The organism is Pseudomonas poae (genome assembly GCA_028869255.1).
Classification (GTDB): Bacteria; Pseudomonadota; Gammaproteobacteria; order Pseudomonadales; family Pseudomonadaceae; genus Aquipseudomonas; species Aquipseudomonas poae_C.
The window spans coordinates 378,490-402,174 of record CP110972.1 but is presented as its reverse complement, the minus strand read 5'-3'; the positions used below and the strand labels follow the sequence as shown (position 1 = coordinate 402,174).

The window sequence follows — 23,685 nt, the reverse complement described above, 5'->3', positions numbered from 1 at the left end:
GGGGCTAACCCCCTCCACATTATTTACAGCATTTACAGCGCAGGGCTTACGACTGAGCGCGAGCCTGGTTACGCAGGGCTTTCACTTGATCGTGGTTGCGTTGTGCGCCGTGGAACTGACGCTCAACCAGGTCACGAATGCCTACCAGGTTGTGCTTGTTGATCTTCTCGATCGCTTCCTTGTAAGCCTTGAGGGCATGGTCTTCACCGCGCTCGGCTTCGTTCAGCACAGCCTCTTCGTCTTTGCCGGTGACCAGCGACTTCACGTCGACCCAGCCACGGTGCAGGGCACCTGCAACGCTGCCGGACTCTTCCGGATCACCGCCCAGGGCACGTACGGCAGTTTGCAGCTCGGTGGCGGCTGTAGCGCAGTCGGTGGAGCGTTTGACGAACAACGCCTTCAGCTCTGGGTGCTTGATATCTTCAGCACAGGTTGCGAAGCCTTTCTGGCCGTCTTTGCTGGTTTCGATCAGGTCATTGAGTACGGAGATCGATTCTTTGTTGATGTCAGTCATTTTTCAATTCCTTGTGCGGGTTAAGAAGGTTGTCTTAATGATTGCAGCGCCCGTGCCAGGTTCTTGAAAACAACTTTTTCTTTATTTTTCAATAACTTGAAAATTATTGAACCATCTGTATGTACGTTATTTGCATGATCTGTCATTTGGCCTTCATGCAGAATGCCTGTATTTTCGAAGGCCTCGACTCAACTGCTTGAAGCCCATGAACCCCGAAAAACTCGAACTGCTGATCACCCGCGAAATGCCTTTCGGCAAATACAAGGGACGGATCATCGCCGACCTGCCCGGACCTTACCTGAACTGGTTCGCCCGTGAAGGATTCCCCCACGGCGAACTGGGCGGTTTGCTGGCATTGATGCAGGAAATCGACCACAACGGTTTGTCTGAATTACTGGAACCGCTACGCGCCAAACATGGTAAACCCGCCCCGCGCCATTAAGAGCTCACGCCATGCCACGCAATGCAGGCAACGAACGTCACTGGCAGGCCATCGCCCAGTGCTATGCACTGGAACCTGGCCCGATCAACCTGGAAAACGGCTACTTCGGGCGCATGAGCCGCGAGGTGCAGGCGCAGTACCTGGAACACGTTGCGTTTATCAACCGCAGCAACGCGTTGCATGTGCGCCAGCGCTTCGAGCGAGGTGAAAATGTCGAGATCCGCCGCCAGTTGGCCGGGCTGATCGACGCCGACCCGGATTCGGTCGCGTTCACCCGCAACGCCACCGAAGCGTTGCAGTCGCTGATCCGTAACTACAACTGCCTGCAACCGGGCGATCAGGTGTTGATCAGCGATCTGGAGTACGACACGGTCAAAGGCGCGATGCGCTGGCTGGCAGGCTATCGTGGCGTTGAGATTATTGAAATTTCCCACACCCACCCGGCCAGCTTCGACAGCCTGCTGCAAACTTATCGCGATGCCTTCACTCAGCACCCGCGCCTGAAGCTGTTGGCGCTGACCCATGTCACCCACCGCACCGGCCTGGTGATGCCCGTCGAAGCCATCGCCAAGGCAGCGCAGGCGCATGGCGTGGACGTGATCCTCGATGGCGCCCATGCCTTGGGCCAGATTGAATTCAACCTGGCTGCGCTGGGTATCCAGTTCGCCGGTTTCAACCTGCACAAATGGATCGGCGCGCCGCTGACCCTGGGCTTCCTCTATATCGCCCCCGAGCGCCTGGCCGATATCGACCCGGACATGGGCGAGTTCCACTACCCCGCTACCGACGTCCGTGCACGTACGCCCTACAGCACGCCGAATTTTCCGGCACTGATGACCCTGCCATTGGTACTGCAGGAACATCAGGCATTGGGTGGCGCCGCGGCCAAAGGTGCGCGGGTCAATTACCTGCGGGACGTGTGGGTGAGCCAGGTGCGGGATTTACCGGGAATCGAGGTGCTGACGCCGGATGATCCGAGGCTGTATTGCGCGATTACGGCGTTCAAGTTCAGCGGGCGCGATCAGCAGGTGATGGTGGATCGGTTGCTCAAGGAGTACGCACTGTTTACCACCACGCGCACGGGGGCGGCGTTCGGCACCTGTATTCGGGTGACGCCGGGGTTGGTGACATCAGTGGCGGACATTGATGTGCTGGTCAAAGCCATTACCGAGCTAAGCGCGGACTAAAAATGGATCCCATGGTGCTTTTTATAGGCAAAAAAAAGCGGTACACCGACCAAGTGCACCGCAAAAATGCCGTTAAGCACAGCAACAACGATTCGGTAAATCAGCTCAATCCAGCAGCGCCAGCGCCTGCGCGGTGACTTCCTGGATGCGTGCCCAGTCGCCGTTCTTGACCCACTCCGGGTCCAGCATCCAGCTACCGCCCACGCACATCACGTTTTTCAACGCCATGTAGTGTTTGATGTTGGCCGGGCCAACGCCGCCAGTTGGGCAAAATTTGACTTCGCCGAACGGGCCGCCAAGGGCCTTGATGGCTGCGACGCCGCCGCTGACTTCGGCCGGGAACAGCTTGAAGCGGCGGTAGCCCAGGCCATAGCCTTCCATGATGCCAGAGGCGTTGCTGATACCGGGCAGCAGCGGAATCGGGCTGTGCACCGAGGCTTCCAGCAGGTCACGGGTAATGCCGGGGGTGACGATAAACTGCGAGCCGGCCACTTCGGCCGCTTCGAGCATATGGCGATCGAGCACGGTGCCGGCGCCGGTGCACAGTTCAGGGCGTTGCTCGCGCAGTACCTGAATGGCCTTGAGGCCGAACTCGGAACGCAGGGTCACTTCCAATGCGGTCAAACCACCGGCTGCCAGGGCGTCGGCCAGCGGCAGGATGTCCTGTTCGCGGGCGATGGTGATCACCGGCAGGATCCGCGCCTTGGCGCAGAGGCTGTCGATCAGGGCAACTTTATCCGCCATGGACACGGTCGGTTGAGGGCTTTTCATAGCGGCTGATCCTTGGCTCATGGGCACCAGTAAATCTCTAATGTAGGTTGCAAAAACGCGCGAATCGGCATGGCAGCAACATCGTCACTGGCCAGCGCGGCGCTCAAGGTGGTCAATTTCGAACTGCCGGAAATCGACAGCGCGGTGTAGTCGGCCGTGGTCAGCAACGCACGACTCATGGTCAGGCGCTGGTGCGGCACGGTCGGCGCCAGCATCGGCCAGCAACGGCGGGTACCGTCGGCCTGCAAGGCTTCACTCAGGTTCGGACTTTCGGGAAACAGCGAGGCGGTGTGGCCGTCATCACCCATGCCCAGTACCAGCACATCAATCGCCGGCAGTTCGGCCAGCAAGCGATCGGCCTGCTCGGCAGCGTCTTCAAGGTTGGCGGCGGCGCTGTACAGGCTGAGGAACTTCGCCTTGGCCGCGGGGCCTTGCAGCAGGTGTTGCTTGAGCAGGCCGGCATTGCTGTCGGCATGTTCTACCGGCACCCAGCGCTCGTCGGCCAGGGTGACGGTAACCTTGGACCAGTCCAGCCCCTGCTTGGCGAGGTTCTGGAAAAACGCCACAGGGCTACGGCCACCGGACACCACCAGGGTCGCCTCGCCACGGGCACTGATGGCCACGCGCAGTTTTTCGGCCACGTCCAGCGCCAGGCCCTCGGCCAGCAGCACTGGCGTGCGGAACTCATGGGGTGTTACACCCTGAGGCAGTTTCAATTCAGATATCGCCATACCACGACCTCCCATCCCGCGTGATCAGTGCAATAGAGCTCATCGGCCCCCAGGACCCCGCCGCGTACGGCTTGGGCGCGTCACCGGACTTTTTCCACCCGGCGATCAACTGGTCACACCACTTCCACGCGGCTTCGATTTCATCTTTGCGAACAAACAGGTTCTGATTGCCGCGCATCACTTCCAGCAACAACCGCTCGTAGGCATCCGGAATCCGGGCGCTGCGGTAGGTGTCGGAAAAATTCAGTTGCAGTGGCCCGCTGCGCAGTTGCATGCCCTTGTCCAGGCCCTGCTCCTTGGTCATTACGCGCAAGGAAATACCTTCGTCCGGTTGCAGCCGGATGATCAGTTTGTTGCTGATCTGCAGGCGCTGCTCGGGGGCGAAGATGTAGTGGGACGGTTCCTTGAAGTGGATGACGATCTGCGAGAGCTTTTGCGGCATGCGCTTGCCGGTGCGCAAGTAGAACGGCACTCCGGCCCAACGCCAGTTGCGGATATCGGCACGCAGGGCGACGAAGGTTTCGGTGTCGCTCTGGGTGTTGGAATTCTCTTCTTCCAGGTAGCCCGGCACCGGCTTGCCGGCGCTGTACCCGGCGATGTACTGGCCACGCACCACTTGGGTGGTCAGGCCATCCGGGCTGATCGGCGCCAGGGCCTTGAGCACCTTGACCTTCTCGTCACGGATGCTGTCGGCGGACAGGTCGGCCGGCGGGTCCATGGCAATCAGGCAAAGCAGCTGCAGCAAGTGGTTCTGGATCATGTCCCGCAGCTGGCCGGCCTTGTCGAAGTAGCCCCAACGGCCTTCGATGCCGACCTGCTCGGCCACGGTGATTTCCACGTGAGAGATGTAGTTCTGGTTCCACTGGGTTTCGAACAGGCTGTTGGCGAAACGCAGGGCGATCAGGTTCTGGACGGTTTCTTTGCCCAGGTAATGGTCGATGCGGTAGGTGCGGTTTTCCGGGAAAAACTGCGCCACGGCGTCGTTGACCTTGCGCGAGGACTCCAGGTCCGAGCCGATCGGTTTTTCCAGCACCACGCGGGTGTTTTCCGCCAGGCCGACCTTGGACAGGTTCTCGCAGATCGCGCCGTACACCGCTGCCGGCGTGGCGAAATAAGCGATCAGGCGCTGCTCGCTGCCGGCGATTTCAGCCAGGGCCACGTAGTCATCAGCTTTCATGAAGTCGACATGAACATAGGTCAGGCGCGCCAGGAAACGCTGGGCGGTGACTTCGTCCAGTTCCTTGCCGACGTATTTACGCAATGCTTGTTCGATGTGCGCCAGGTGCTGCTGCTCGGAGCCGGCTTCGCGGGCCAGGGCCAGGATGCGCGTGTCTTCGTGCAGGAGTGCTGCGCCATCGAGTTGATAGAGGGCAGGAAATAACTTGCGCAGCGCCAGATCACCCAAGGCGCCAAACAGGGCAAAGGTGCAGGGTTCTACGGTTATCGAAGGCATGATGTTTGTTCTTTTATCAAGTTAAGCTACAAATACCTTTTTTCAAGGCATCACTCAAGGAAAAATGTAGTAATAACCACAACATTTTCCCGAAATACGCATTCCGAGTGGTGGTGTTCAGCTACCCTCAGTAGGATAGGCCACCGCAAAGAGCCACTCGTCGATTGGCTACCGCTCATAATTTGCATCGTCGCCCGAAGGAAAGACTGAATGGACCGCGTGCGAAATCTTCTGGAACAGATCCGGAACCGCCTCGAAGAATTGAACAAGGCTGAGAAAAAAGTCGCCGAGGTCATCCTGCTCAACCCGCAGCAGGCGACCCGCTTCTCCATCGCAGCCCTCGCCCAAGCCGCCTCGGTCAGTGAACCGACGGTCAACCGCTTCTGCCGTTCGTTCGGCGTCAGTGGTTACCCTGAACTTAAATTGCAGCTGGCGCAAAGTCTGGCCAGCGGCGCTGCGTATGTCAGCCGCGCCGTGGAGGCCGATGATAACCCCGAGGCCTACACCCAGAAGATCTTTGGCAGCGCCATTGCATCGCTGGACAGCGCCTGCCAGGCCCTGGACCCGGCCCTGATCAGCAAGGCCGTGGACCTGTTGATCCAGGCGCGGCAGATCCACTTCTTCGGCCTGGGCGCTTCGGCGCCGGTGGCCATGGATGCGCTGCACAAGTTTTTCCGCTTCAACCTGGCGGTCACCGCCCATGCCGACGTGCTGATGCAACGCATGATCGCGTCGGTGGCGCATACCGGCGAGCTGTTCGTGATCATTTCCTACACCGGGCGTACCCGCGAGCTGGTGGAAGTGGCGCGTATTGCCCGGGAAAACGGTGCGTCGGTGCTGGGCGTAACGGCCGAGAACTCGCCGCTGGCCAAGGCCAGCACTGTGAGCCTGAATATTCCGTTGCCGGAAGACACCGACATCTACATGCCGATGACCTCGCGGATCATCCAGCTAACGGTGCTGGACGTGCTGGCTACCGGGATGACCTTGCGCCGAGGCGTGGATTTCCAGCCGCATTTGCGCAAGATCAAAGAGAGCTTGAACGACAGCCGGTATCCGGTTGGGGATGAGTTTAACTGAGCCAGCCTGTGTGTTGGCTTCACTGGCCTCATCGAGGGCAAGCCCCCTCCCACATTTGACGGTATTCACAAATTAAACTGTGGGAGGGGCTTGCCCCCGATGAGGCCATCAACCACACCGCTAAACCCCAGCCCGTGCCTGCAAACTGAGATGCGCCCGCTCCCCCGGCGCCAGGCTGGCCCCGGCCATCGCCGACTCCACGCAGACAAAACCCGACGCCTCGTTGAAGCTCACGCCCAGCAGCGGCCGGCTGCCTGGGTGCCATACCACGGTGTCGGCGCTGTCGCCGGTGTCGATGCACAGTTCGCGCTGCCAGGCGTGGTCCTTGAGGTGCAACTCGCCCTCGTGCTGGAACACCCGCTGACACCCGCCATCCACGCGTAACTCGCCTTCCTGCTGGCAGGCCTGACGCCTGAGTTGGTCATAACCTTGCGCCCCGTCGAGCCCAGACAGCGCTATCTCATCAACATGACCAATACGCCAGTAAGCGTGCAAAGCATGGCTCAACTGGCACGGCAGTTCGTCCTGATGCTCGGTGCTCAGGCGCAGCTCCAGGGTTTCGCCCAGGTGTGCGTGCAGGTCGACCTGCCAGTCGCACAGCTGCAACTGCCAGTGCAGGTGCACGCCGTCGTCGTCGGCGCTGCTGTCGAGCAGCTTCCAGTCGATCAACCGCGCCCAGCCATGGGACGGCCACGCGTTTTCGCTCGGGTGGCGGCCATACCACGGCCAGCACACCGGCACGCCGCCACGGATGGCGCCGACTTGCGGCCACTTGGCCGCGCACCACAACCAGGGTTTCTGGCCACGCGGCTGAAAGTGCAACAGTTGCGCGCCCTGGCGACTGAACACCGCCTGGCACAGCGGATGGTCGATCACCAGCACGTCGCGCATCTGAAAGCGTTCCCAGGCGAACACCGGACGCTCGCGCAGGGATTTGAAAAAGCGTTGCAGCGGATGCTCATGCATGTGCCACGGTCCTGAATATCATCACAGTGCTGCCCAAAAAAAGCGGATAGCCATGGCTACCCGCAAAATGCGCACAGAGAGAAGGAGCTTATCGCAACAGCGTTAGAACGTAGACTGAATTTTCAGGCCCGCCACCAGCGCGTTGTCGACTTTATCCACGCCGCCCGGTTGGACAACGTATTGCAGGTTGGGCCGCACAGTCAGCCAGTTGGTGACGTGGAAGCCGTAGTTGATCTCGAAGTTGTATTCGGTTTCACGAATCGGCGAGAACAGCGGGTTGTCGTAGTCGTTCACGCCATTGGCAACGTTGAGCAGTTCGGCGTTTTTCTTCACGTCATCGTTGACGTGCAGACGCGCAGCACCAATACCGACGTCATCTTTTGGACGCGCATCGAATGGGCCTTTGTACACCAGCATGATCGACTGGTAGTTGTCGACCAGGTTGGTTTCCTTGTCGTGGAAGGTGGCGTTGGCCGCGATGTTCAGGCCGCGGGAAGCGTCGCCGTTGTGGCTGGTGAGTTGCTGTTGCGCAACGAACCAGTAGCCTTTCTTGCTGCTGTGGGTACGGTAGGCTAGACCCGAGCTGGCCGCATCGCCGCCGTTCACGTCTTCACGGACGTCGGCTGCATCGGCGGCGCTCTTGTAGTAACCCACACGGTATTCGCCCGGCAGGCTATTAACTTTCGGCGACCAGACCAACTCCACCGGAATCACGGTGCCCTTGGTGCCGCTGCCGCTGAGCTTGAAGCCGTTGCCGTGCTCCAGCTGCGATGGGTTCTGGTTGTACGCACCGATTTGCGCATACAGCTCAGGCGTGATGTTGTACTTCACGCGGATCGCGGCCTGGCTGACGGGCCAGTTGTACCAGGTGTTTACATAGTTACCGACTTGGGAACCGCAGAACGACAGGTTCTGGAAGTCGCATGGGAAGGTGTTGAAGTCTTCGCCTTCGCCGAAGTAACCGAGTTTCACGTCCAACTTATTGTCGAACATCTGGTGCTGGATCCAGAACTGGGTCAGACGCACCATGTGGCCACGGCCGTAGACTTCCATGGACGAACTCAGCGTGCCGGCACGCGGGTCGCCAATACGGTCGTTGGAGATGTTTTGGCCATTACGGTTGGTCAACTGGATCTTGGCCTGAGTATTGTCCCAGCCCCACAGCTTTTGCAGGTCCAGTGCTACGCCCAACCCGAACTGGTCGGAGTAACGACCGGTTTTGTCGTTGTTGTAGCCGCCTTTGAGGTTGGCGCCCATTTCCCCTACGTAGTCAGCCTTGATGTCGATACCTTGCTCGATCAGCTTGGTACGCTCGCCACCCCAATCGCCGGTCATCCACTTGGAATCGGCACTGAATGCATCGGCCGCCATCGCATTGGCGGACAAAACCAGGGCTGCTGCAGCTGACATTTGGCAGATCAGCCGAGTGTTGTTGTGTTGCTTTTTCATCCCTACATCCTCGTCTTTATTGTTATTAAACTGTTTTTATCTAACGCGGGTTACTTTTTTATTTAAAACAACAACTTAGCTACTTCAGCGGCCTTTGAATTGGGCCACATTGTCGGCATGCCCCTGTGCGGGCAATGAAGAAGCAGTGCCCAGGCGTTCGCCAGTGTTGGCGTCGAACAGCAATACCTTGGCCGGATCAAATTGCAGTGTCAGGGTCTCGCCGACCTGGGGCGCCACATCCGGCGCCAAACGGCAGCAGACCTTGGTGTCATTGAGTTGCACGAACACCAGGGTGTCCGGACCGGTCGGCTCGGTGACCTGGACTTCGGCACGAATGCTCGACGAACCATTGCCCTCCCCCGCCGCCAACACGATCTGCTCCGGACGCAGGCCCAGAATCACATCACGGTCCTCCAGGCCCTCGTCGTTCATGCCCAACGGCAATTCGCAACGTGCCTGGCCGCTGTCGAGCAGCGCCACCAAACGACCTTCCTTGCGTTTTAGACGCATAGGAACGAAGTTCATCGGTGGTGAACCGATAAAGCTTGCCACAAACAGGTTAGCCGGGTCGTTGTAAATTTCTTTCGGCGTACCGAATTGTTGGATGATGCCGTCCTTCATCACCGCCACTTTATCGCCCAGGGTCATCGCCTCGATCTGATCGTGGGTGACGTAGACGGTGGTGGTCTTGAGGCGCTGGTGCATCAGCTTCATTTCGGTGCGCATCTCGACCCGCAGCTTGGCGTCGAGGTTGGACAGCGGTTCGTCGAACAGGTAGATCTTCGGCCGACGCGCCAGGGCCCGGCCCATAGCCACGCGCTGTTGCTGGCCGCCGGAGAGCTGGCCAGGTTTGCGGTTAAGCAAGTGTTCGATCTGCAGCAGCTTGGCCACACGTGCCACTTCGGTGTCGATATCGGCCTGGGCCATCTTGCGGATTTTGAGGCCGAATTCGATGTTTTCGCGCACGCTCATGGTCGGGTACAGCGCGTAGGACTGGAACACCATCGCGATGTCTCGGTCCTTGGGGCTCATGCCGCTCACATCCTGGTCGCCGATCATGATCGCGCCGCCGGTGATGGTCTCCAGGCCCGCGATGCAGTTCATCAACGTGGATTTACCGCAGCCCGAGGGGCCGACCAGAATCAGGAACTCGCCTTCCTTGATCGACAGTTCGATGTTTTTCAAGGTGTCGGGCAGGCCGGCGCCATAGGTCTTGTTTACATTGCGAAGTTCGAGCGTAGCCATGATTACCCCTTGACCGCGCCGGCTGTGAGGCCGCGCACGAAATACTTGCCTGCGATCACATAGACCAGCAGGGTCGGCAGCCCGGCGATCATCGCCGCCGCCATATCCACGTTATATTCCTTGGCCCCGGTGCTGGTGTTGACCAGGTTGTTCAGCGCCACGGTGATGGGCTGCGAGTCGCCGCTGGAGAACACCACACCGAACAGGAAGTCGTTCCAGATCTGGGTGAACTGCCAGATCAGGCAGACCATGATGATCGGGGTCGACATCGGCAGGATGATCCGACGGAAGATGGTGAAGAACCCTGCACCGTCCAGGCGTGCAGCCTTCACCAACGCATCCGGAATGCTCACGTAGTAGTTACGGAAGAACAGCGTGGTAAACGCCAACCCGTAGACCACGTGCACAAACACCAGGCCGGTGGTGGTACTGGCCAGGCCCATCTTGCCGAGGGTGAACGAGGCGGGCAGCAGCACGGTCTGGAACGGCAGGAAGCAGCCGAACAGCAACAGGCCGAAGAACAGCTGCGAACCACGGAAGCGCCAGAACGACAGCACATAGCCGTTCAATGCACCAATGGCGGTGGAAATCAGCACGGCCGGGACGGTGATCTTGATCGAGTTCCAGAAGTAGCCGTCAACCGTAGCCCAGGCCTTGACCCAGCCAATGCCGGTGACCACGGTCGGCCAGCTCAGCAGGTTGCCGGTGCTGATGTCTTCCGGGGTCTTGAAGCTGGTCAGCAGCATCACCACCAGTGGCACCAGGTACAGCAGGACAGCGAGGATCAGCACCGCGTAGATCGCGATGCGGCTCAGGCTGATCGGAGGTTTGGCAGCGAGACTAGTCATTACGCTTGGTCCTCAGCTCGGAGTAGAGGTAAGGCACGATGATCGCGAGGATCGCACCGAGCATCAGGATTGCACTGGCCGAGCCCATGCCCATCTGGCCACGGCTGAAGGTGAACGAATACATGAACATCGCAGGCAGGTCGGACGAGTAGCCCGGGCCGCCGGCAGTCATGGCCGCTACCAGGTCGAAGCTCTTGATCGCAATGTGCGCCAGGATCATCACCGCACTGAAGAACACCGGACGCAGGCTTGGCAGCACCACGCTCCAGTAGATACGCGGCAGGCTGGCGCCGTCGATCTGCGCGGCACGGATGATCGACTGATCGACGCCCCTGAGGCCCGCGAGGAACATCGCCATGATGAAACCCGAGGCTTGCCATACCGCTGCAATCACCAGGCAGTACACGACGCGGTCCGGGTCGATCAGCCAGTCCAGGCGGAAGCCTTCCCAGCCCCAGTCACGCAGGAGTTTGTCCAGGCCCATGCCCGGGTTGAGCAGCCATTTCCAGGCGGTACCGGTGACGATCATCGAGAGCGCCATCGGGTACAGGTAAATGGTGCGGATAAAGCCTTCGCGGCGGATTTTCTGGTCGAGGAAGATCGCCAGCGTCACGCCAATAACCAAGGTGATGCCGATAAACATCCCGCCGAAAACAGCCAGGTTCTTGCTCGCTACCCACCAGCGGTCGTTGTCGAACAACCGCGCGTATTGCGCAAGGCCCGCCCATTTGTAACTTGGCAGGAACGTGGAAGTGGTGAACGACAGTACAAACGTCCACAGGATGTAGCCGTAGAAGCCCACCAACACGATGAACATGCTGGGCGCCAGCACCAGTTTGGGGAGCCAGCGCTGCAGTGCATCGAACGGCGAGGCTTTGCTGAACACAGCAACAGAACTCATGGGGAAATCCAATACAGGGAAAAAGGACTACAGGGTGAGTCTCTTGTCGAACGCGGTTTATGTGGGAGCTGGCTTGCCTGCGATGCCGACACACCGAGTTGCCTGCATCGCGGGCAAGCCCGGCTCCCACAAAAAGCCGCTACCGAAGGTTACTTGGCCGACTTGATCGCAGCGCCCAATTTCTTGGCGGTGTCGGCCGGATCGGCTTTCGGGTCATTGATGTAGTTGGTCACGACATCAAAGAACGCACCTTGCACGGCCAGGGTCGTGGCCATGTTGTGCGCCATGCTTGGCTGCAGGCCGCCGGTCTTGGCGTCTGCCAGGAAGTCTTTGGCAGCCGTCTGGGCGCAGGAATCGAAACCGAGCTTGTCCATTTCATTGAGCATGTCGGTACGAACCGGGATCGAGCCTTTGTTGATGCTGAAGACTTTCTGGAAGTTTTCACCCAGCACGACTTTGGCAATGTCCTGCTGACCGGCAGCAGTGCCTTTGTCTTTCTGCTTGAACACCGCCAGGGAGTCGATGTTGTAGGTGAAGGCTTTGTCGGTGCCCGGGAAGGCTACGCACTCGTAATCCTTGCCGGCGACTTTCTTGGCGGCGGTCCACTCGGACTTGGCCCAGTCACCCATGATCTGCATGCCGGCCTTGCCGTTGATGACCTTGCCGGCTTCGAGATTCCAGTCCTGGCCTTTGCCGTCGACGTCCATATAGGTCGCGACTTTCTTCAGCTCAGTCAGGGACTTGACCATTTCCGGGCCGGTCAGCGCAGCGTTGTCCAGGTCAACCAGGGCTTTTTTGTAGCCATCGGCACCCATCACCGACAGCACCACGGCTTCGAATACGGTGCTGTCCTGCCAAGGCTGGCCACCGTGGGCGAGCGCAATGAAGCCCGCGGCTTTCAGCTTGTCGCCGGCTGCGTAGAATTCTTCGAGGGTGGTTGGGTTCTTGGTGATACCGGCTTTCTTGAAGACTTCCGGGTTGATCCACAGCCAGTTCACGCGGTGGATGTTCACCGGTACGGCGACGTAGTCACCGTCGTACTTCACGGTGTCGGAGACTTTCTTGTCGAGCAGGGAGTCCCACTTTTCTTGCTTGGCGACGTCTTTCAGGACATCGGTGTCGAGCAGGCCGGTGGACGCCCATTCCTGGATGTCCGGGCCTTTGATCTGGGCAACGCCGGGTGGGTTGCCGGCGACTGCACGGCTTTTCAGCACGGTCATCGCAGTGGCGCCGCCGCCACCTGCAACAGCACCGTCTTTCCAGGTGAAGCCGTCTTTTTCGACTTGGGCCTTCAAGACATCTACAGCCGCTTTTTCACCGCCCGAGGTCCACCAATGCACAACTTCAACCGTCCCTTTCGAGTCGGCGGCAAAAGCACTGAGGGGAAACAACGAGGCAACGGAAATAGCTACGGCGAGGCGATTAATCGCGTTCATCTGAATACCTTTTCTTGTTGTTATGCATGCAAGTCTGGAGCTTGCGCTGCACGGAGTTTAAACATGGATGTTTTAAACGCAGGTAACAAAGGGATGCACAAATGTCACCACTTGGTGACATAGCGCCCAACCCCGATTGCACTGGCCATGCTTGGCGCCAACGGCAGCGCAGGCAGCAATACCGCTTGCCAGGCATGGTACAGGTCCGGTTTGCCGCCCCAGATTTGGCTGCTGGGTTGGTTGTGCGGGTTAAGTTCGTGGTGCCAACTGCCGTGGAGTCGGTCGATAAAGTGCGTTTCGCAAAACTCCCAGACGCGCCGATACCAGGTTTCATAATGCAGCTCACCCGTACGCTTGAGCAGGGCTTGGGCCGCCGCGCTGGCTTCAGCGTGCGTCCAGTGCAGGCGTTCGCGCACCACCGGGCGCTGGCTCCAGTCCAGGGTGTAGACGATGCCGGGAGCGCCGTCCACGGCCCAGGCGTACTCGCAGGCACTGGCGAACAGGCCCTTGGCGTCGGTGACCAGCCAATCCGGCGTGACGAGCCCGGCTTGCAGGCGCGCCGCCTCCAGGTGCAGCACCAGCCGCGCCCACTCGAAACCGTGGCCGGGGGTGATGCCGTAAGGGCGGAAGCCGTCGGCAGGGTTGTCTTCGTTGTAACCGAGCAAGGGTTGCCAGTGGGCGTCGAAATGCTCGATCACCATGAACTGGTTGCCGGCAGCGTGGCTGTGGATAACCCGCTCGACGATGCGCAGCGCCCGGTCCAACCAGCGTGTTTCACCCGTGACATCGGCCAGGGCGAGGAAGGCTTCGGTGGCGTGCATGTTGCTGTTGGCGCCGCGATAGGCTTCAACGCCGCTCCAGTCCTGGGCAAAGGACTCGAGCATCGCGCCCTCCTCTTCGCTCCAGAAAAACTGGTCGATGATATGGATCGCGTCGTTCAACAGAGTGCGTGCGCCCGGTGCGCCGGCCACCACCGCCGAGCTGGCGGCCAGGGCGACAAAGGCGTGCAGGTAGGCAGCCTTGCCACGGTTGCCGTCGACGGCATGGGGCGCGGCGAACCAGCCACCGTGTTCACTGTCGTGCAGCGGGCCACTCAGGGATGCCACGCCATGCGCCACCAGGTCGGCATACCCCGGCAGGCCAAGGGCGTGCGCCATGGCGAAGCTGTGGGTCATGCGCGCAGTGTTCATGGTTTCGGCATGGGCATCGGCCGGCAGTTGGCCTTTATCGTCCAGGTTGCCGAAACCGTCGGGCAGTCGCGAGGCCTTGGCGAACATCAGCAGGCGCTGGCCCTCGGCGGCAAGCCAGGCGTGATGGGCAGGTGCATTCAGCCAACTGCTGGCAGGCAGTGGTTGCGTGGTCATGGGTGGCCCTTATTATTTTTTGTGGGATGACCGGAGTCTAAACAAGGGCGACGCGTGGGCAAGTAACGAAGGGGATGGGAAATGTCACCAGATGGTGACATTTCTCGACAACCGTTATTGAGTGAGCGGCGTGATCCTCGCCGGCGCGCTGAGTTGCTGACTCAGGCTCTGCACCTGGCTCTGCAAGGTGGTGATATTGCGTGTGGTCTGGATGCGGAACACGTCGAACTCTTTATTGGTCGGCGCATCACTGTTGGCCGGCTGGTTGTCCTGCGCGCTCTTGAGAACCACCAGGTCCTGTTCGATACGTGCGATGGCCGCGCTTGGGTTGCCCTGTTTTTTCAGCGCCGCTACGTCGGCGGCCAGGTCCTTGATTTCGGTGTCGCGCTTGGTATCGCCTTGCGCAGCCTTGAGGGCTGCCACGGCGTCGGTCAGCGCCTGCACCTGGCCTTGCAGCTTGGCATTGGCGTTTGACAGGTCGGTGGTGCTGGCGGTCATCTGCGCCAGGCGCTTGTCCAGCTCGGTGGCCTGTCCGGCCACGCCGACCTGTTGCTTGCCCTGTTCCAGCAGTTGGCTCTCAAGCTGCTTGATCTGCAATTTCAACGCTTCGCTGCCGTTGTTCACGCTGGCCTCGCTGGCCACCACTTTGCCGGAAATATCCTGCAGGCGCCCCGCCGCTTCTTCGCTGATGCGCGCAAAGCTTTCCTGGGTGGCCACCAATTGCTGGCCCATCAGGGAAATCTGCTGGAAGCTCCACCAGGCAAGGCCCGCGAAGGCGATCAGCAGTGCGCCGACCAACGCCCACAGCGGGCCGGTGCTGGCGCTCTTGACCTTGACCACCGGCGGCGTGCGCGAGCGCACGGACGTGGCGGGAGTCGGCTCGAAATCATCATCGTCCCCGTGATCGGCCCGCAGGCTGGGAACGTTGTCAAAATCGTCATTAGCATCGTTACGCATGAATCAACCCTGAATCGGTGAGATGGCTACGTGTAAAGCCGAGCGACGGGAGTATAAACCCCGTTAGCGCCGCACTGATCGACCCGGAACCGCGAATTCGGTTCCCGAAGTGTTGCATGGTGTGAGCTTACTGGCGCCCAGGATCCTGGGCCTTCCACCAGCTGCAGAACTCGTCGAGGGCCGTCCACAGGCTGACCTTGGGCTCGTAATCCAGATAATGCCTGGCCCGACTGATGTCGAGGGTGAAATCTTTGTTCATCACCTGCATCCCCAGCCTCGACAACGCCGGCTCCGGGCGCCCCGGCCACATCGCGCAGAATGCCTCGTTCAACGCCGCGACGCTGTAGGACAAGCCGTAGGAGCGATAACGGGTCACCTGCGGCATCTCCATCTGGCGCATCACGTAGTTCACCACATCCCACACGGGGACCGGCGTGCCGTTGCTGATGTTGTAGGCTTTGCCCAGCGCGGAGCCTGTGGCGAGCAAACTGCTGAGCAGCGCCTCGTTGAGGTTATGCACGCTGGTGAAATCAACCTTGTTCAGGCCGTCGCCAACAATGGCCAGGCGGTTCTTGCGCTGCATTTTCAGCAGGCGCGGGAAGATGCTCATGTCACCGGCGCCGGTGACGAAGCGCGGGCGCAGGGCCAGCACTTCCAGGCCGAACTCCTGGGCACCGAACACCTTTTGTTCCGCCAGGTACTTGGTCGCGGCGTAGGGGTGCTTGAAACGCTTGGGCACTTGTTCTTCGGTGAGCCCGAGGTGGTCGCGCCCGTCGAAGTAGATCGACGGCGACGACAGGTGCACCAGGCGCCCGACCCGTTGTTTAAGGCAGGCTTCGACGACGTTTTCGGTGACCAACACATTGCCCTGGTGAAAGTCCCGGTACTTGCCCCACAGCCCGACGGCGCCGGCGCAATGCACCACGGCTTCAACATCACGGCACAGGTCGCGCACCAGGTCGGCATCATTCAAATCACCCTGGATAAACTCGGCGCCGCGCCGTACCAGGTGTTCCACACCTTCGGCGCGCCGCCCGTTGACCCGTACGTCCAGGCCCTGCTCCAGGGCGAAACGCGCAAAGCGCCCGCCGATGAAGCCGCTTGCGCCGGTGACCAGAATTTTCATGTATTACCCCGTGTTCTTTCGTTTTTCATCGCTGTTGCCTTGACGCCCGTCGTCACTCCAACGGCACCAACCATTGGCCGCACGCCTGGGCCAGATGGTCGGTCAACAAGCCCAACAGTTGCCCGCCACTGCGCCAATGATGCCAGTACAACGGCACATCGATGGGCTTATCTGGCAATAACTCCACCAGCACACCCAGTTGCAACTGGTCGCGCACCTGCAATTCCGGCACCAGGCTCCAGCCGAGCCCGGCTTCCGTGAGGCGGATAAAGCCTTCGGACGAAGGGCATAAGTGGTGTTCGAAACCACCGTCCACGCCAAGCGACGCGAGGTAGCGGTGCTGCAGGAAATCATCCGGGCCGAACACCAGCGCGGGCGTGCGCGCCAATTGGTCGGGGCGCACTCCGGCAGGAAAATGCCGCGCAATAAACGCAGGGCTCGCCAGTGCCCGATAACGCATGGCGCCGAGCAACACGCTGCGCGCACCGGCCACCGGGCGTTCGCTGGCGCAGATACAGGCCGCCACTTCACCGGCACGCATGCGCTTGAGGCCGACGGTCTGGTCTTCCACCACCAGGTCCAGCAACAAATGGTGCTCGGCGCAAAAGCCACTGACCGCCTCGGCCCACCAGGTGGCTAGGCTATCGGCATTCAAGGCGATGCGCAGGCGTTCGGGCATGCCCTCCTCGTCCAGCGCCGGCACCAGGCTTTGCAGGTCGCGCTCCAGCAGCCGCACCTGCTGCACATGGTTGAGCAGGCGACGGCCGATTTCGGTGGGCGTCGGGGGCGTGGCTCGCACCAGCACTGACTGGCCGATGCGCGTCTCCAGCAGCTTGATACGTTGCGAAATGGCCGATTGCGAGATGCCCAACACCTGAGCCCCTCGTTCGAAGCCGGCTTGCTCCACGATCGCCGCGAGGGCAGACAGCAACTTATAGTCGAACAACAGATTTCCTTATGAGTGATCAGCTTTATTGATTTTTCTTATACAGCTTTGTGCCAGAGAATGACCAGCGTCTTTTCTTCTCAACTCAAGGATCTCCCGATGACTGGCGAAACCGATCTGAATATTCTGCTGCGCACCATGAGCCCTCAACTCAACCCCGGCGAGTACGTGTTTTCGACCATCCCCGGGAGCACCTTTCCGGACGGTGCCTCCGTCATTGGCAGCTTCCGTGAGGCCGAAGGGCTGACCCTGATCCTGGAGCGTTCGCAAGCCCAGGCCGCCGGGCTGGAGTTCGATTTCGTGATGGCCTGGATCACCCTGAATGTGCAGTCATCCCTGCAAGCCGTTGGGTTGACCGCCGCCTTCGCCACCGCCCTCGGCGCTGCCGGGATCAGCGCCAATGTGATCGCCGGTTTTTACCATGACCATATATTTGTCGGCTTGGCCGACGGCGAACGGGCAATGGCCGTCTTGCGCCAATTGGCGCGGGACGCGGGTGCGGTCGACAACACAGATGTGGAAGTGGGCAGGGAAGACTGATTATGTGGCAAAGCTATATGAACGGGCTGCTGGTGGCTTTCGGGCTGATCATGGCCATCGGCACCCAGAATGCATTTGTGCTGGCGCAAAGCCTGCGCCGGGAACACCACCTGCCGGTGGCGGCCCTGTGCATCGTGTGTGACGCGATTCTGGTAGCGGCCGGAGTATTCGGCCTGGCGACAGTGCTGGCGCAAAGCCCGTTGCTGCTGGGCATTGCCCGCTGGGGCGGCGCAGCGTTCCTGTTGTGGTACGGCACCTTGGCGTTGCGTCGGGCGTTTTCGACACAAAGCCTGGCACACGGGGATAACCTCAAGGTGCGCTCATTGCGCGCCGTGTTACTCAGCGCCTTGGCGGTGACCCTGCTCAATCCCCACGTGTACTTGGACACGGTGCTGCTGATCGGCTCCCTGGGCGCTCAACAAACCGAACCAGGGGCCTACGTGGCCGGTGCCGCGAGCGCGTCATTCCTGTGGTTCGCCACCCTGGCACTCGGCGCCGCATGGCTGGCACCGTGGCTGGCGCGCCCCGCCACCTGGCGCATTCTGGATCTGCTGGTGGCCGCCATGATGTTCAGCGTGGCCTATCAATTGATCAGCGCCTGACGAATATTCCAAAACGCTCTGGAACCTCTATCCCACACAGTTGTTGCGTGGTTTTGCCGCACCCCCGGTGCTATGATCCGGACCCTGCGCCGCAAAGAGTACAAACTCCCCGGCGCTTGTTTGGCCGCCCGTGATCGGCCTTGCGCTCACCGCAACTGACCTGATTAGGAGAATCATCATGGCTTTCGAATTGCCGCCGCTGCCCTACGCACACGATGCCCTGCAGCCGCACGTTTCCAAGGAAACCTTGGAATTCCACCACGACAAGCACCACAACACCTATGTCGTGAACCTGAACAACCTGGTGCCTGGCACCGAGTTCGAAGGCAAGACCCTGGAAGAGATCGTCAAGTCTTCTTCGGGCGGCATCTTCAACAACGCCGCTCAGGTCTGGAACCACACTTTCTACTGGAACTGCCTGGCGCCAAACGCCGGCGGTCAACCGACCGGCGCACTGGCTGAGGCCATCAACGCTGCGTTCGGTTCGTTCGACAAGTTCAAGGAAGAGTTCACCAAGACTTCCGTCGGCACCTTCGGTTCCGGTTGGGGCTGGCTGGTGAAAAAGGCTGACGGTTCCCTGGCCCTGGCCAGCACCATCGGCGCCGGCAACCCGCTGACCAGCGGCGACACCCCGCTGCTGACCTGCGACGTCTGGGAACACGCTTACTACATCGACTACCGCAACGTGCGTCCAAAGTATGTGGAAGCGTTCTGGAACCTGGTCAACTGGAAGTTCGTGGCTGAGCAGTTCGAAGGCAAGACCTTCACTGCCTAAGCACTACTTGCAGTAGAAAGAGCCCGGCAATTGCCGGGCTTTTTTGTGGGCGATGAATAAGTTGGCAGGTGCCGGAACTCAGCGAGGGGAATTTGCCACCCAGTCAGCGTGAGGAATTCACCTCTCTTACCTGTCGGAGATTTTACAATGATTCCAGGCATAGGCGGCGCATCAGCAGCACTCCCTTTGATCGGCGAGGCCGTGAAAATGGGGACCGAGGCCGTGAAAACGGGGACCGAGGTCATGAAACTCGGGGGCGAACTACTCAAGGCGATGTCCAAAAAAGACAACGAGGGTGACCAAAAAGACAAGGTCGCCGGCGAGGACACCCATCGCGCCCATGGCCCTATAAACATCGCGGTAAACAACGACAACAACAACAACAACAATAACAAGATCCCCAACTGATCCAAACTTCGCCGTGCATAACGTACGATGCGCTCTGCGTAGTCACTGAGTGATCCCAAGGCAGGCGGATACCTATCCGCCTCGCCCCAACCGCCTCCTCAAGTTCCTCGCCAAACCAGCCGATGCCCTAATGTTCCTTTGACTGCCATCACCAGATTGCCAATACTCATGGCATATTGAGGCTACCCGCATGGAACAAGGAATGACCCTTTGAAGCTGGAACTCAAGAACAGCTTGTCGGTGAAGTTGCTACGGGTTGTGCTGCTCTCGGCATTGATCGTGGGCGTTGCGCTGAGCGTGGCGCAGATCGTCTTCGATGCCTACAAGACGCGCCAGGCCGTGGCCGGTGATGCCCAGCGCATCCTCGACATGTTTCGCGACCCCTCGACCCAGGCCGTCTACAGCCTGGACCGCGAGATGGGCATGCAAGTCATTGAGGGCCTGTTCCAGGACGACGCGGTGCGCATGGCGTCCATCGGCCATCCCAACGAAACCATGCTGGCGGAGAAAAGCCGCGCCTTGCAGCAAGCCCCCAGCCGCTGGCTGACCGACCTGATTCTGGGCCAGGAACGCACCTTTACCACGCCTCTGGTCGGCAAGGGCCCCTACAGCGAGTATTACGGCGACCTGAGCATCACCCTCGACACGGCCACCTATGGCCAGGGTTTTATTGTCAATTCGGTGATCATCTTCATTTCCGGGGTATTGCGCGCCCTGGCCATGGGCCTGGTGCTGTACCTGGTCTACCACTGGCTGCTGACCAAGCCGCTGTCGCGCATCATCGAGCACCTGACCTCGATCAACCCCGACCGGCCCAGCGAACACAAGATCCCGCAGCTCAAGGGCCATGAACGCAACGAGCTGGGGTTGTGGATCAATACCGCCAACCAGTTGCTTGAATCCATCGAACGTAATACCCACCTGCGCCACGAAGCGGAAAGCAGCCTGCTGCGCATGGCCCAGTACGACTTTCTGACCGGGCTGCCGAACCGCCAGAAACTGCAGGAGCAGTTGGACAAGATCCTGATCGACGCCGGCCGTCGCCAACGGCGCGTGGCCGTTTTGTGCGTGGGGCTGGATGATTTCAAAAGCGTCAACGAGCAATTCACCTACCAGGCCGGCGACAAATTGCTGCTGGCCCTGGCCGATCGCCTGCGTGCCCACAGTGGCCGCCTCGGCGCGCTGGCCCGCCTGGGCGGCGACCAGTTCGCGCTGGTACAAGCCGATATCGATCAACCCTACGAAGCGGCCGAGCTGGCGCAGAGCATCCTGGATGACCTGGAAGCGGAGTTCGCCCTCGACCACGAGGAAATCCGCCTGCGCGCCACCATTGGCATCACCTTGTTTCCGGAGGACGGCGACAGCACCGAGAAGCTGCTGCAAAAAGCCGAACAAACCATGACCCTGGCCAAGAGCCGTTCGCGCAACCGCTATCAGTTCTATATCGCCAGCGTCGACAGCGAAATGCGCCGCCGCCGCGAGCTGGAAAAAGACCTGCGCGAGGCCCTCAGCCGCAACCAGTTCCACCTGGTGTACCAGCCGCAGATCAGTTATCGCGACAACCGCGTGGTGGGCGTGGAAGCCCTGATCCGCTGGCAGCACCCGGAACATGGCCTGGTGCCGCCGGACCTGTTTATCCCGCTGGCCGAACAGAACGGCACCATTATTCCGATTGGCGAATGGGTGCTGGACCAGGCCTGCCGACAATTGCGCGAATGGCATGACCTGGGCTTCACCGACCTGCGCATGGCGGTCAACCTGTCGACCGTGCAGTTGCACCACACCGAGTTGCCGCGAGTGGTCAACAACCTGATGCAGATTTACCGTCTGCCGCCGCGCAGCCTGGAGCTGGAAGTCACCGAAACCGGCCTGATGGAAGACATCAGCACCGCCGCCCAGCACCTGCTGAGCCTGCGCCGTTCCGGTGCGTTGATTGCGATTGATGACTTCGGCACCGGCTATTCATCCCTGAGCTACCTGAAAAGCCTGCCCCTGGACAAGATCAAGATCGACAAGAGCTTCGTCCAAGACCTGCTGGACGATGACGACGATGCAACCATCGTGCGCGCCATTATCCAACTGGGCAAAAGCCTGGGCATGCAGGTGATCGCCGAAGGGGTGGAAACCGCCGAGCAAGAGGCTTACATCATCTCCGAGGGTTGCCATGAAGGTCAGGGTTACCACTACAGCAAACCCCTGCCGGCGCGGGAGTTGGCGGCCTATCTGAAGCAATCCGAGCGCAATAACGCCGCAATCCTCTGACAAGCGTCCTGTGGCAAGCGGGCTTGCTGTGGCGAGCGGGCTTGTTGTGGCGAGCGGGCTTGCCCGCGTTGGGCTGCGCAGCAGCCCCCGACTCAGAGTCTAAAAAGGGCCCGCTTCGCGCCCCAACGCGGGCAAGCCCGCTCGCCACAGAAACAATACTGAATATTTCCCGCGTATAACCCTTTACACAAAATGCAAATCTTTCGCATTATGTCGCAGTTTTTGCGCTCCCCCGCGCGCCCCATCAACAACCGAAGCAGGATGTTCGCCATGATTCGTATGCCCCTGGCCACCGCCAGTCTGCTGGCCATTGCTATTTCTCTCGCCGGCTGCGGCGAAGGTAAAGACAAGGCCGCCGCGCCTCAGGCCCCGACCCCGGCCGCCAGCACTACCGCACCAGCGGCTGCCACTCCTGCCGGCCAGGTCGACGAAGCGGCCGCCAAGGCCGTGGTCGCGCATTACGCAGACATGGTGTTCGCGGTGTACAGCGATGCCGAGTCCACTGCAAAAACCCTGCAAACCGCGATCGACGCCTTCCTCGCCAAGCCGAACGACGACACGCTGAAAGCTGCGCGTACCGCCTGGATCGCCGCCCGCGTGCCGTACTTGCAGAGTGAAGTGTTCCGTTTCGGCAATACCATCATTGACGACTGGGAAGGCCAGGTGAACGCATGGCCGCTGGACGAAGGCCTGATCGACTACGTCGACAAATCCTACGAGCACGCCCTGGGTAACCCCGGCGCCACCGCCAACATCATCGCCAACAATGAGATTCAGGTCGGTGAAGACAAGGTTGACGTGAAGGACATCACGCCGGAAAAACTCGCCAGCCTCAATGAGCTGGGCGGTTCGGAGGCCAACGTCGCCACCGGCTACCATGCCATCGAATTCCTGCTCTGGGGCCAGGACCTGAACGGCACCGGCCCAGGCGCCGGCAACCGTCCTGCATCGGACTACCTGACCGGCGACGGCGCCACCGGCGGCCACAACGAGCGTCGCCGCGCCTACCTGAGCGCCGTGACCCAACTGCTGGTCAGCGACCTGCAAGAGATGGTCGGCAACTGGAAACCCAACGTCGAAGACAACTACCGCGCCACCCTCGAGGCCGAACCCGCCACCGATGGCCTGCGCAAAATGTTGTTCGGCATGGGTAGCCTGTCCCTCGGCGAGCTGGCCGGTGAGCGCATGAAGGTATCCCTGGAAGCCAACTCGCCTGAAGACGAGCAGGACTGCTTCAGCGATAACACCCACAACTCGCACTTCTACGACGCCAAGGGCATCCGCAACGTCTACCTGGGCGAGTACACCCGTGTCGACGGCAGCAAAATGACCGGCGCCAGCCTGTCGTCCCTGGTTGCCAAGGCTGACCCGGCCGCTGACACCGCCTTGAAAGCCGACCTGGCTGCGACCGAAGCGAAGATCCAGGTCATGGTTGACCACGCCAACAAGGGTGAGCACTACGACCAACTGATCGCCGCCGGTAACGATGCAGGCAACCAGATCGTACGTGATGCGATTGCCGCACTGGTCAAGCAGACCGGTTCGATCGAAGCCGCTGCCGGCAAGCTGGGCATCAGCGACCTGAACCCGGATAACGCTGATCACGAGTTCTGATCCGTACAGGCCTCCCTGAAGCCGCAGTAAAAATGCCCCGACCGTTCGGGGCATTTTTTTTGCCCGCT

The 23,685-nt window shown here is 60.3% G+C and carries 23 protein-coding genes; 9 read left to right on the top strand and 14 right to left on the bottom strand.

What is annotated here, in order from left to right; genetic code table 11:
• Positions 1-46 precede the first annotated feature (46 nt).
• On the bottom strand, positions 47-514 hold the full coding sequence (locus tag LRS56_01875; protein ID WDU63349.1) for a PA2169 family four-helix-bundle protein: 468 nt from the start codon (positions 512-514) through the stop codon (positions 47-49).
• Positions 515-719: 205 nt separating this feature from the next.
• Here LRS56_01875 and LRS56_01870 point away from each other — a divergent pair, with 205 nt between their 5' ends.
• Positions 720-956 carry a DUF3820 family protein gene (locus LRS56_01870; protein ID WDU63348.1) on the top strand — a complete coding sequence of 79 codons (237 nt, stop codon included), beginning with the start codon at positions 720-722 and terminating at the stop codon, positions 954-956.
• A gap of 11 nt (positions 957-967) precedes the next feature.
• Positions 968-2,143 (top strand): aminotransferase class V-fold PLP-dependent enzyme, encoded by a 1,176-nt coding sequence (locus LRS56_01865; protein WDU63347.1) that lies wholly within the window; start codon positions 968-970, stop codon positions 2,141-2,143.
• Between the two features lie 105 nt (positions 2,144-2,248).
• Here the strand turns inward: LRS56_01865 and LRS56_01860 are convergent, their stop codons facing one another.
• From LRS56_01860 to zwf, 3 genes are read right to left on the bottom strand one after another with little or no spacing between them, the layout of a single operon-like run.
• Entirely contained in the window at positions 2,249-2,914 is a 666-nt protein-coding gene (locus tag LRS56_01860) for a bifunctional 4-hydroxy-2-oxoglutarate aldolase/2-dehydro-3-deoxy-phosphogluconate aldolase (protein WDU63346.1), read from the bottom strand.
• A gap of 17 nt (positions 2,915-2,931) precedes the next feature.
• Positions 2,932-3,645: a 6-phosphogluconolactonase gene (gene pgl, locus LRS56_01855; GenBank protein WDU63345.1), complete on the bottom strand. Its 714-nt coding sequence runs from the start codon at positions 3,643-3,645 to the stop codon at positions 2,932-2,934.
• Positions 3,632-5,098 carry a glucose-6-phosphate dehydrogenase gene (zwf, locus tag LRS56_01850; protein WDU63344.1) on the bottom strand — a complete coding sequence of 489 codons (1,467 nt, stop codon included), beginning with the start codon at positions 5,096-5,098 and terminating at the stop codon, positions 3,632-3,634. Before zwf ends, pgl begins: the two co-directional genes overlap by 14 nt.
• 219 nt (positions 5,099-5,317) lie before the next feature.
• Between zwf and LRS56_01845 the strand changes: the two genes are divergently transcribed.
• On the top strand, positions 5,318-6,178 hold the full coding sequence (locus LRS56_01845) for a MurR/RpiR family transcriptional regulator (GenBank protein WDU65675.1): 861 nt from the start codon (positions 5,318-5,320) through the stop codon (positions 6,176-6,178).
• A 120-nt stretch (positions 6,179-6,298) separates the two neighbouring features.
• On the opposite strand, the gene LRS56_01840 is transcribed toward LRS56_01845, so the two are convergent.
• The 10 genes from LRS56_01840 to LRS56_01795 all read right to left on the bottom strand — a co-directional run bounded on the left by LRS56_01840 (position 6,299) and on the right by LRS56_01795 (position 17,416).
• On the bottom strand, positions 6,299-7,144 hold the full coding sequence (locus LRS56_01840; protein WDU63343.1) for a D-hexose-6-phosphate mutarotase: 846 nt from the start codon (positions 7,142-7,144) through the stop codon (positions 6,299-6,301).
• A gap of 102 nt (positions 7,145-7,246) precedes the next feature.
• Entirely contained in the window at positions 7,247-8,593 is a 1,347-nt protein-coding gene (locus tag LRS56_01835; protein WDU63342.1) for a carbohydrate porin, read from the bottom strand.
• Positions 8,594-8,677: 84 nt separating this feature from the next.
• Entirely contained in the window at positions 8,678-9,838 is a 1,161-nt protein-coding gene (gene ugpC, locus LRS56_01830) for a sn-glycerol-3-phosphate ABC transporter ATP-binding protein UgpC (protein WDU63341.1), read from the bottom strand.
• A gap of 2 nt (positions 9,839-9,840) precedes the next feature.
• Complete coding sequence (locus tag LRS56_01825) at positions 9,841-10,686, bottom strand: carbohydrate ABC transporter permease (protein ID WDU63340.1); 846 nt, start codon at positions 10,684-10,686, stop codon at positions 9,841-9,843.
• Entirely contained in the window at positions 10,679-11,587 is a 909-nt protein-coding gene (locus tag LRS56_01820; protein WDU63339.1) for a sugar ABC transporter permease, read from the bottom strand. The genes LRS56_01825 and LRS56_01820 overlap by 8 nt, the downstream gene beginning before the upstream one ends.
• Positions 11,588-11,736: 149 nt before the next feature.
• Positions 11,737-13,023 (bottom strand): ABC transporter substrate-binding protein, encoded by a 1,287-nt coding sequence (locus LRS56_01815; GenBank protein WDU63338.1) that lies wholly within the window; start codon positions 13,021-13,023, stop codon positions 11,737-11,739.
• Between the two features lie 104 nt (positions 13,024-13,127).
• A complete protein-coding gene (locus tag LRS56_01810) occupies positions 13,128-14,387 on the bottom strand; it encodes an AGE family epimerase/isomerase (GenBank protein ID WDU63337.1) in 1,260 nt (419 codons plus the stop codon).
• 114 nt (positions 14,388-14,501) lie between these two features.
• Positions 14,502-15,344, bottom strand: a complete 843-nt coding sequence (locus tag LRS56_01805) for an ATPase (GenBank protein WDU63336.1) — start codon at positions 15,342-15,344, stop codon at positions 14,502-14,504.
• A gap of 127 nt (positions 15,345-15,471) precedes the next feature.
• Entirely contained in the window at positions 15,472-16,470 is a 999-nt protein-coding gene (locus LRS56_01800) for an NAD-dependent epimerase/dehydratase family protein (protein ID WDU63335.1), read from the bottom strand.
• Positions 16,471-16,522: 52 nt separating this feature from the next.
• Complete coding sequence (locus tag LRS56_01795) at positions 16,523-17,416, bottom strand: LysR family transcriptional regulator ArgP (protein WDU63334.1); 894 nt, start codon at positions 17,414-17,416, stop codon at positions 16,523-16,525.
• A 99-nt stretch (positions 17,417-17,515) separates the two neighbouring features.
• Between LRS56_01795 and LRS56_01790 the strand changes: the two genes are divergently transcribed.
• The 6 genes from LRS56_01790 to LRS56_01765 all read left to right on the top strand — a co-directional run bounded on the left by LRS56_01790 (position 17,516) and on the right by LRS56_01765 (position 23,617).
• Positions 17,516-17,956 carry an ACT domain-containing protein gene (locus LRS56_01790; protein WDU63333.1) on the top strand — a complete coding sequence of 147 codons (441 nt, stop codon included), beginning with the start codon at positions 17,516-17,518 and terminating at the stop codon, positions 17,954-17,956.
• Between the two features lie 2 nt (positions 17,957-17,958).
• Positions 17,959-18,558 (top strand): LysE/ArgO family amino acid transporter, encoded by a 600-nt coding sequence (locus LRS56_01785; protein ID WDU63332.1) that lies wholly within the window; start codon positions 17,959-17,961, stop codon positions 18,556-18,558.
• 178 nt (positions 18,559-18,736) lie between these two features.
• Positions 18,737-19,333 (top strand): superoxide dismutase [Fe], encoded by a 597-nt coding sequence (locus LRS56_01780; GenBank protein ID WDU63331.1) that lies wholly within the window; start codon positions 18,737-18,739, stop codon positions 19,331-19,333.
• A gap of 147 nt (positions 19,334-19,480) precedes the next feature.
• On the top strand, positions 19,481-19,741 hold the full coding sequence (locus tag LRS56_01775) for a hypothetical protein (GenBank protein WDU63330.1): 261 nt from the start codon (positions 19,481-19,483) through the stop codon (positions 19,739-19,741).
• 210 nt (positions 19,742-19,951) lie between these two features.
• Positions 19,952-22,003, top strand: a complete 2,052-nt coding sequence (locus tag LRS56_01770; GenBank protein WDU63329.1) for an EAL domain-containing protein — start codon at positions 19,952-19,954, stop codon at positions 22,001-22,003.
• Between the two features lie 270 nt (positions 22,004-22,273).
• Positions 22,274-23,617 (top strand): peptidase, encoded by a 1,344-nt coding sequence (locus LRS56_01765; GenBank protein WDU63328.1) that lies wholly within the window; start codon positions 22,274-22,276, stop codon positions 23,615-23,617.
• Positions 23,618-23,685: the final 68 nt, after the last annotated feature.

Bases quoted from the DNA above. Each gene is read 5' to 3' on its own strand.
- LRS56_01875 (WDU63349.1), bottom strand. From the start codon at position 514: ATGACTGACATCAACAAAGAATCGATCTCCGTACTCAATGACCTGATC.
- LRS56_01870 (WDU63348.1), top strand. From the start codon at position 720: ATGAACCCCGAAAAACTCGAACTGCTGATCACCCGCGAAATGCCTTTC.
- LRS56_01865 (WDU63347.1), top strand. From the start codon at position 968: ATGCCACGCAATGCAGGCAACGAACGTCACTGGCAGGCCATCGCCCAG.
- LRS56_01860 (WDU63346.1), bottom strand. From the start codon at position 2,914: ATGAAAAGCCCTCAACCGACCGTGTCCATGGCGGATAAAGTTGCCCTG.
- pgl (WDU63345.1), bottom strand. From the start codon at position 3,645: ATGGCGATATCTGAATTGAAACTGCCTCAGGGTGTAACACCCCATGAG.
- zwf (WDU63344.1), bottom strand. From the start codon at position 5,098: ATGCCTTCGATAACCGTAGAACCCTGCACCTTTGCCCTGTTTGGCGCC.
- LRS56_01840 (WDU63343.1), bottom strand. From the start codon at position 7,144: ATGCATGAGCATCCGCTGCAACGCTTTTTCAAATCCCTGCGCGAGCGT.
- LRS56_01835 (WDU63342.1), bottom strand. From the start codon at position 8,593: ATGAAAAAGCAACACAACAACACTCGGCTGATCTGCCAAATGTCAGCT.
- ugpC (WDU63341.1), bottom strand. From the start codon at position 9,838: ATGGCTACGCTCGAACTTCGCAATGTAAACAAGACCTATGGCGCCGGC.
- LRS56_01825 (WDU63340.1), bottom strand. From the start codon at position 10,686: ATGACTAGTCTCGCTGCCAAACCTCCGATCAGCCTGAGCCGCATCGCG.
- LRS56_01820 (WDU63339.1), bottom strand. From the start codon at position 11,587: ATGAGTTCTGTTGCTGTGTTCAGCAAAGCCTCGCCGTTCGATGCACTG.
- LRS56_01815 (WDU63338.1), bottom strand. From the start codon at position 13,023: ATGAACGCGATTAATCGCCTCGCCGTAGCTATTTCCGTTGCCTCGTTG.
- LRS56_01810 (WDU63337.1), bottom strand. From the start codon at position 14,387: ATGACCACGCAACCACTGCCTGCCAGCAGTTGGCTGAATGCACCTGCC.
- LRS56_01805 (WDU63336.1), bottom strand. From the start codon at position 15,344: ATGCGTAACGATGCTAATGACGATTTTGACAACGTTCCCAGCCTGCGG.
- LRS56_01800 (WDU63335.1), bottom strand. From the start codon at position 16,470: ATGAAAATTCTGGTCACCGGCGCAAGCGGCTTCATCGGCGGGCGCTTT.
- LRS56_01790 (WDU63333.1), top strand. From the start codon at position 17,516: ATGACTGGCGAAACCGATCTGAATATTCTGCTGCGCACCATGAGCCCT.
- LRS56_01785 (WDU63332.1), top strand. From the start codon at position 17,959: ATGTGGCAAAGCTATATGAACGGGCTGCTGGTGGCTTTCGGGCTGATC.
- LRS56_01780 (WDU63331.1), top strand. From the start codon at position 18,737: ATGGCTTTCGAATTGCCGCCGCTGCCCTACGCACACGATGCCCTGCAG.
- LRS56_01775 (WDU63330.1), top strand. From the start codon at position 19,481: ATGATTCCAGGCATAGGCGGCGCATCAGCAGCACTCCCTTTGATCGGC.
- LRS56_01765 (WDU63328.1), top strand. From the start codon at position 22,274: ATGATTCGTATGCCCCTGGCCACCGCCAGTCTGCTGGCCATTGCTATT.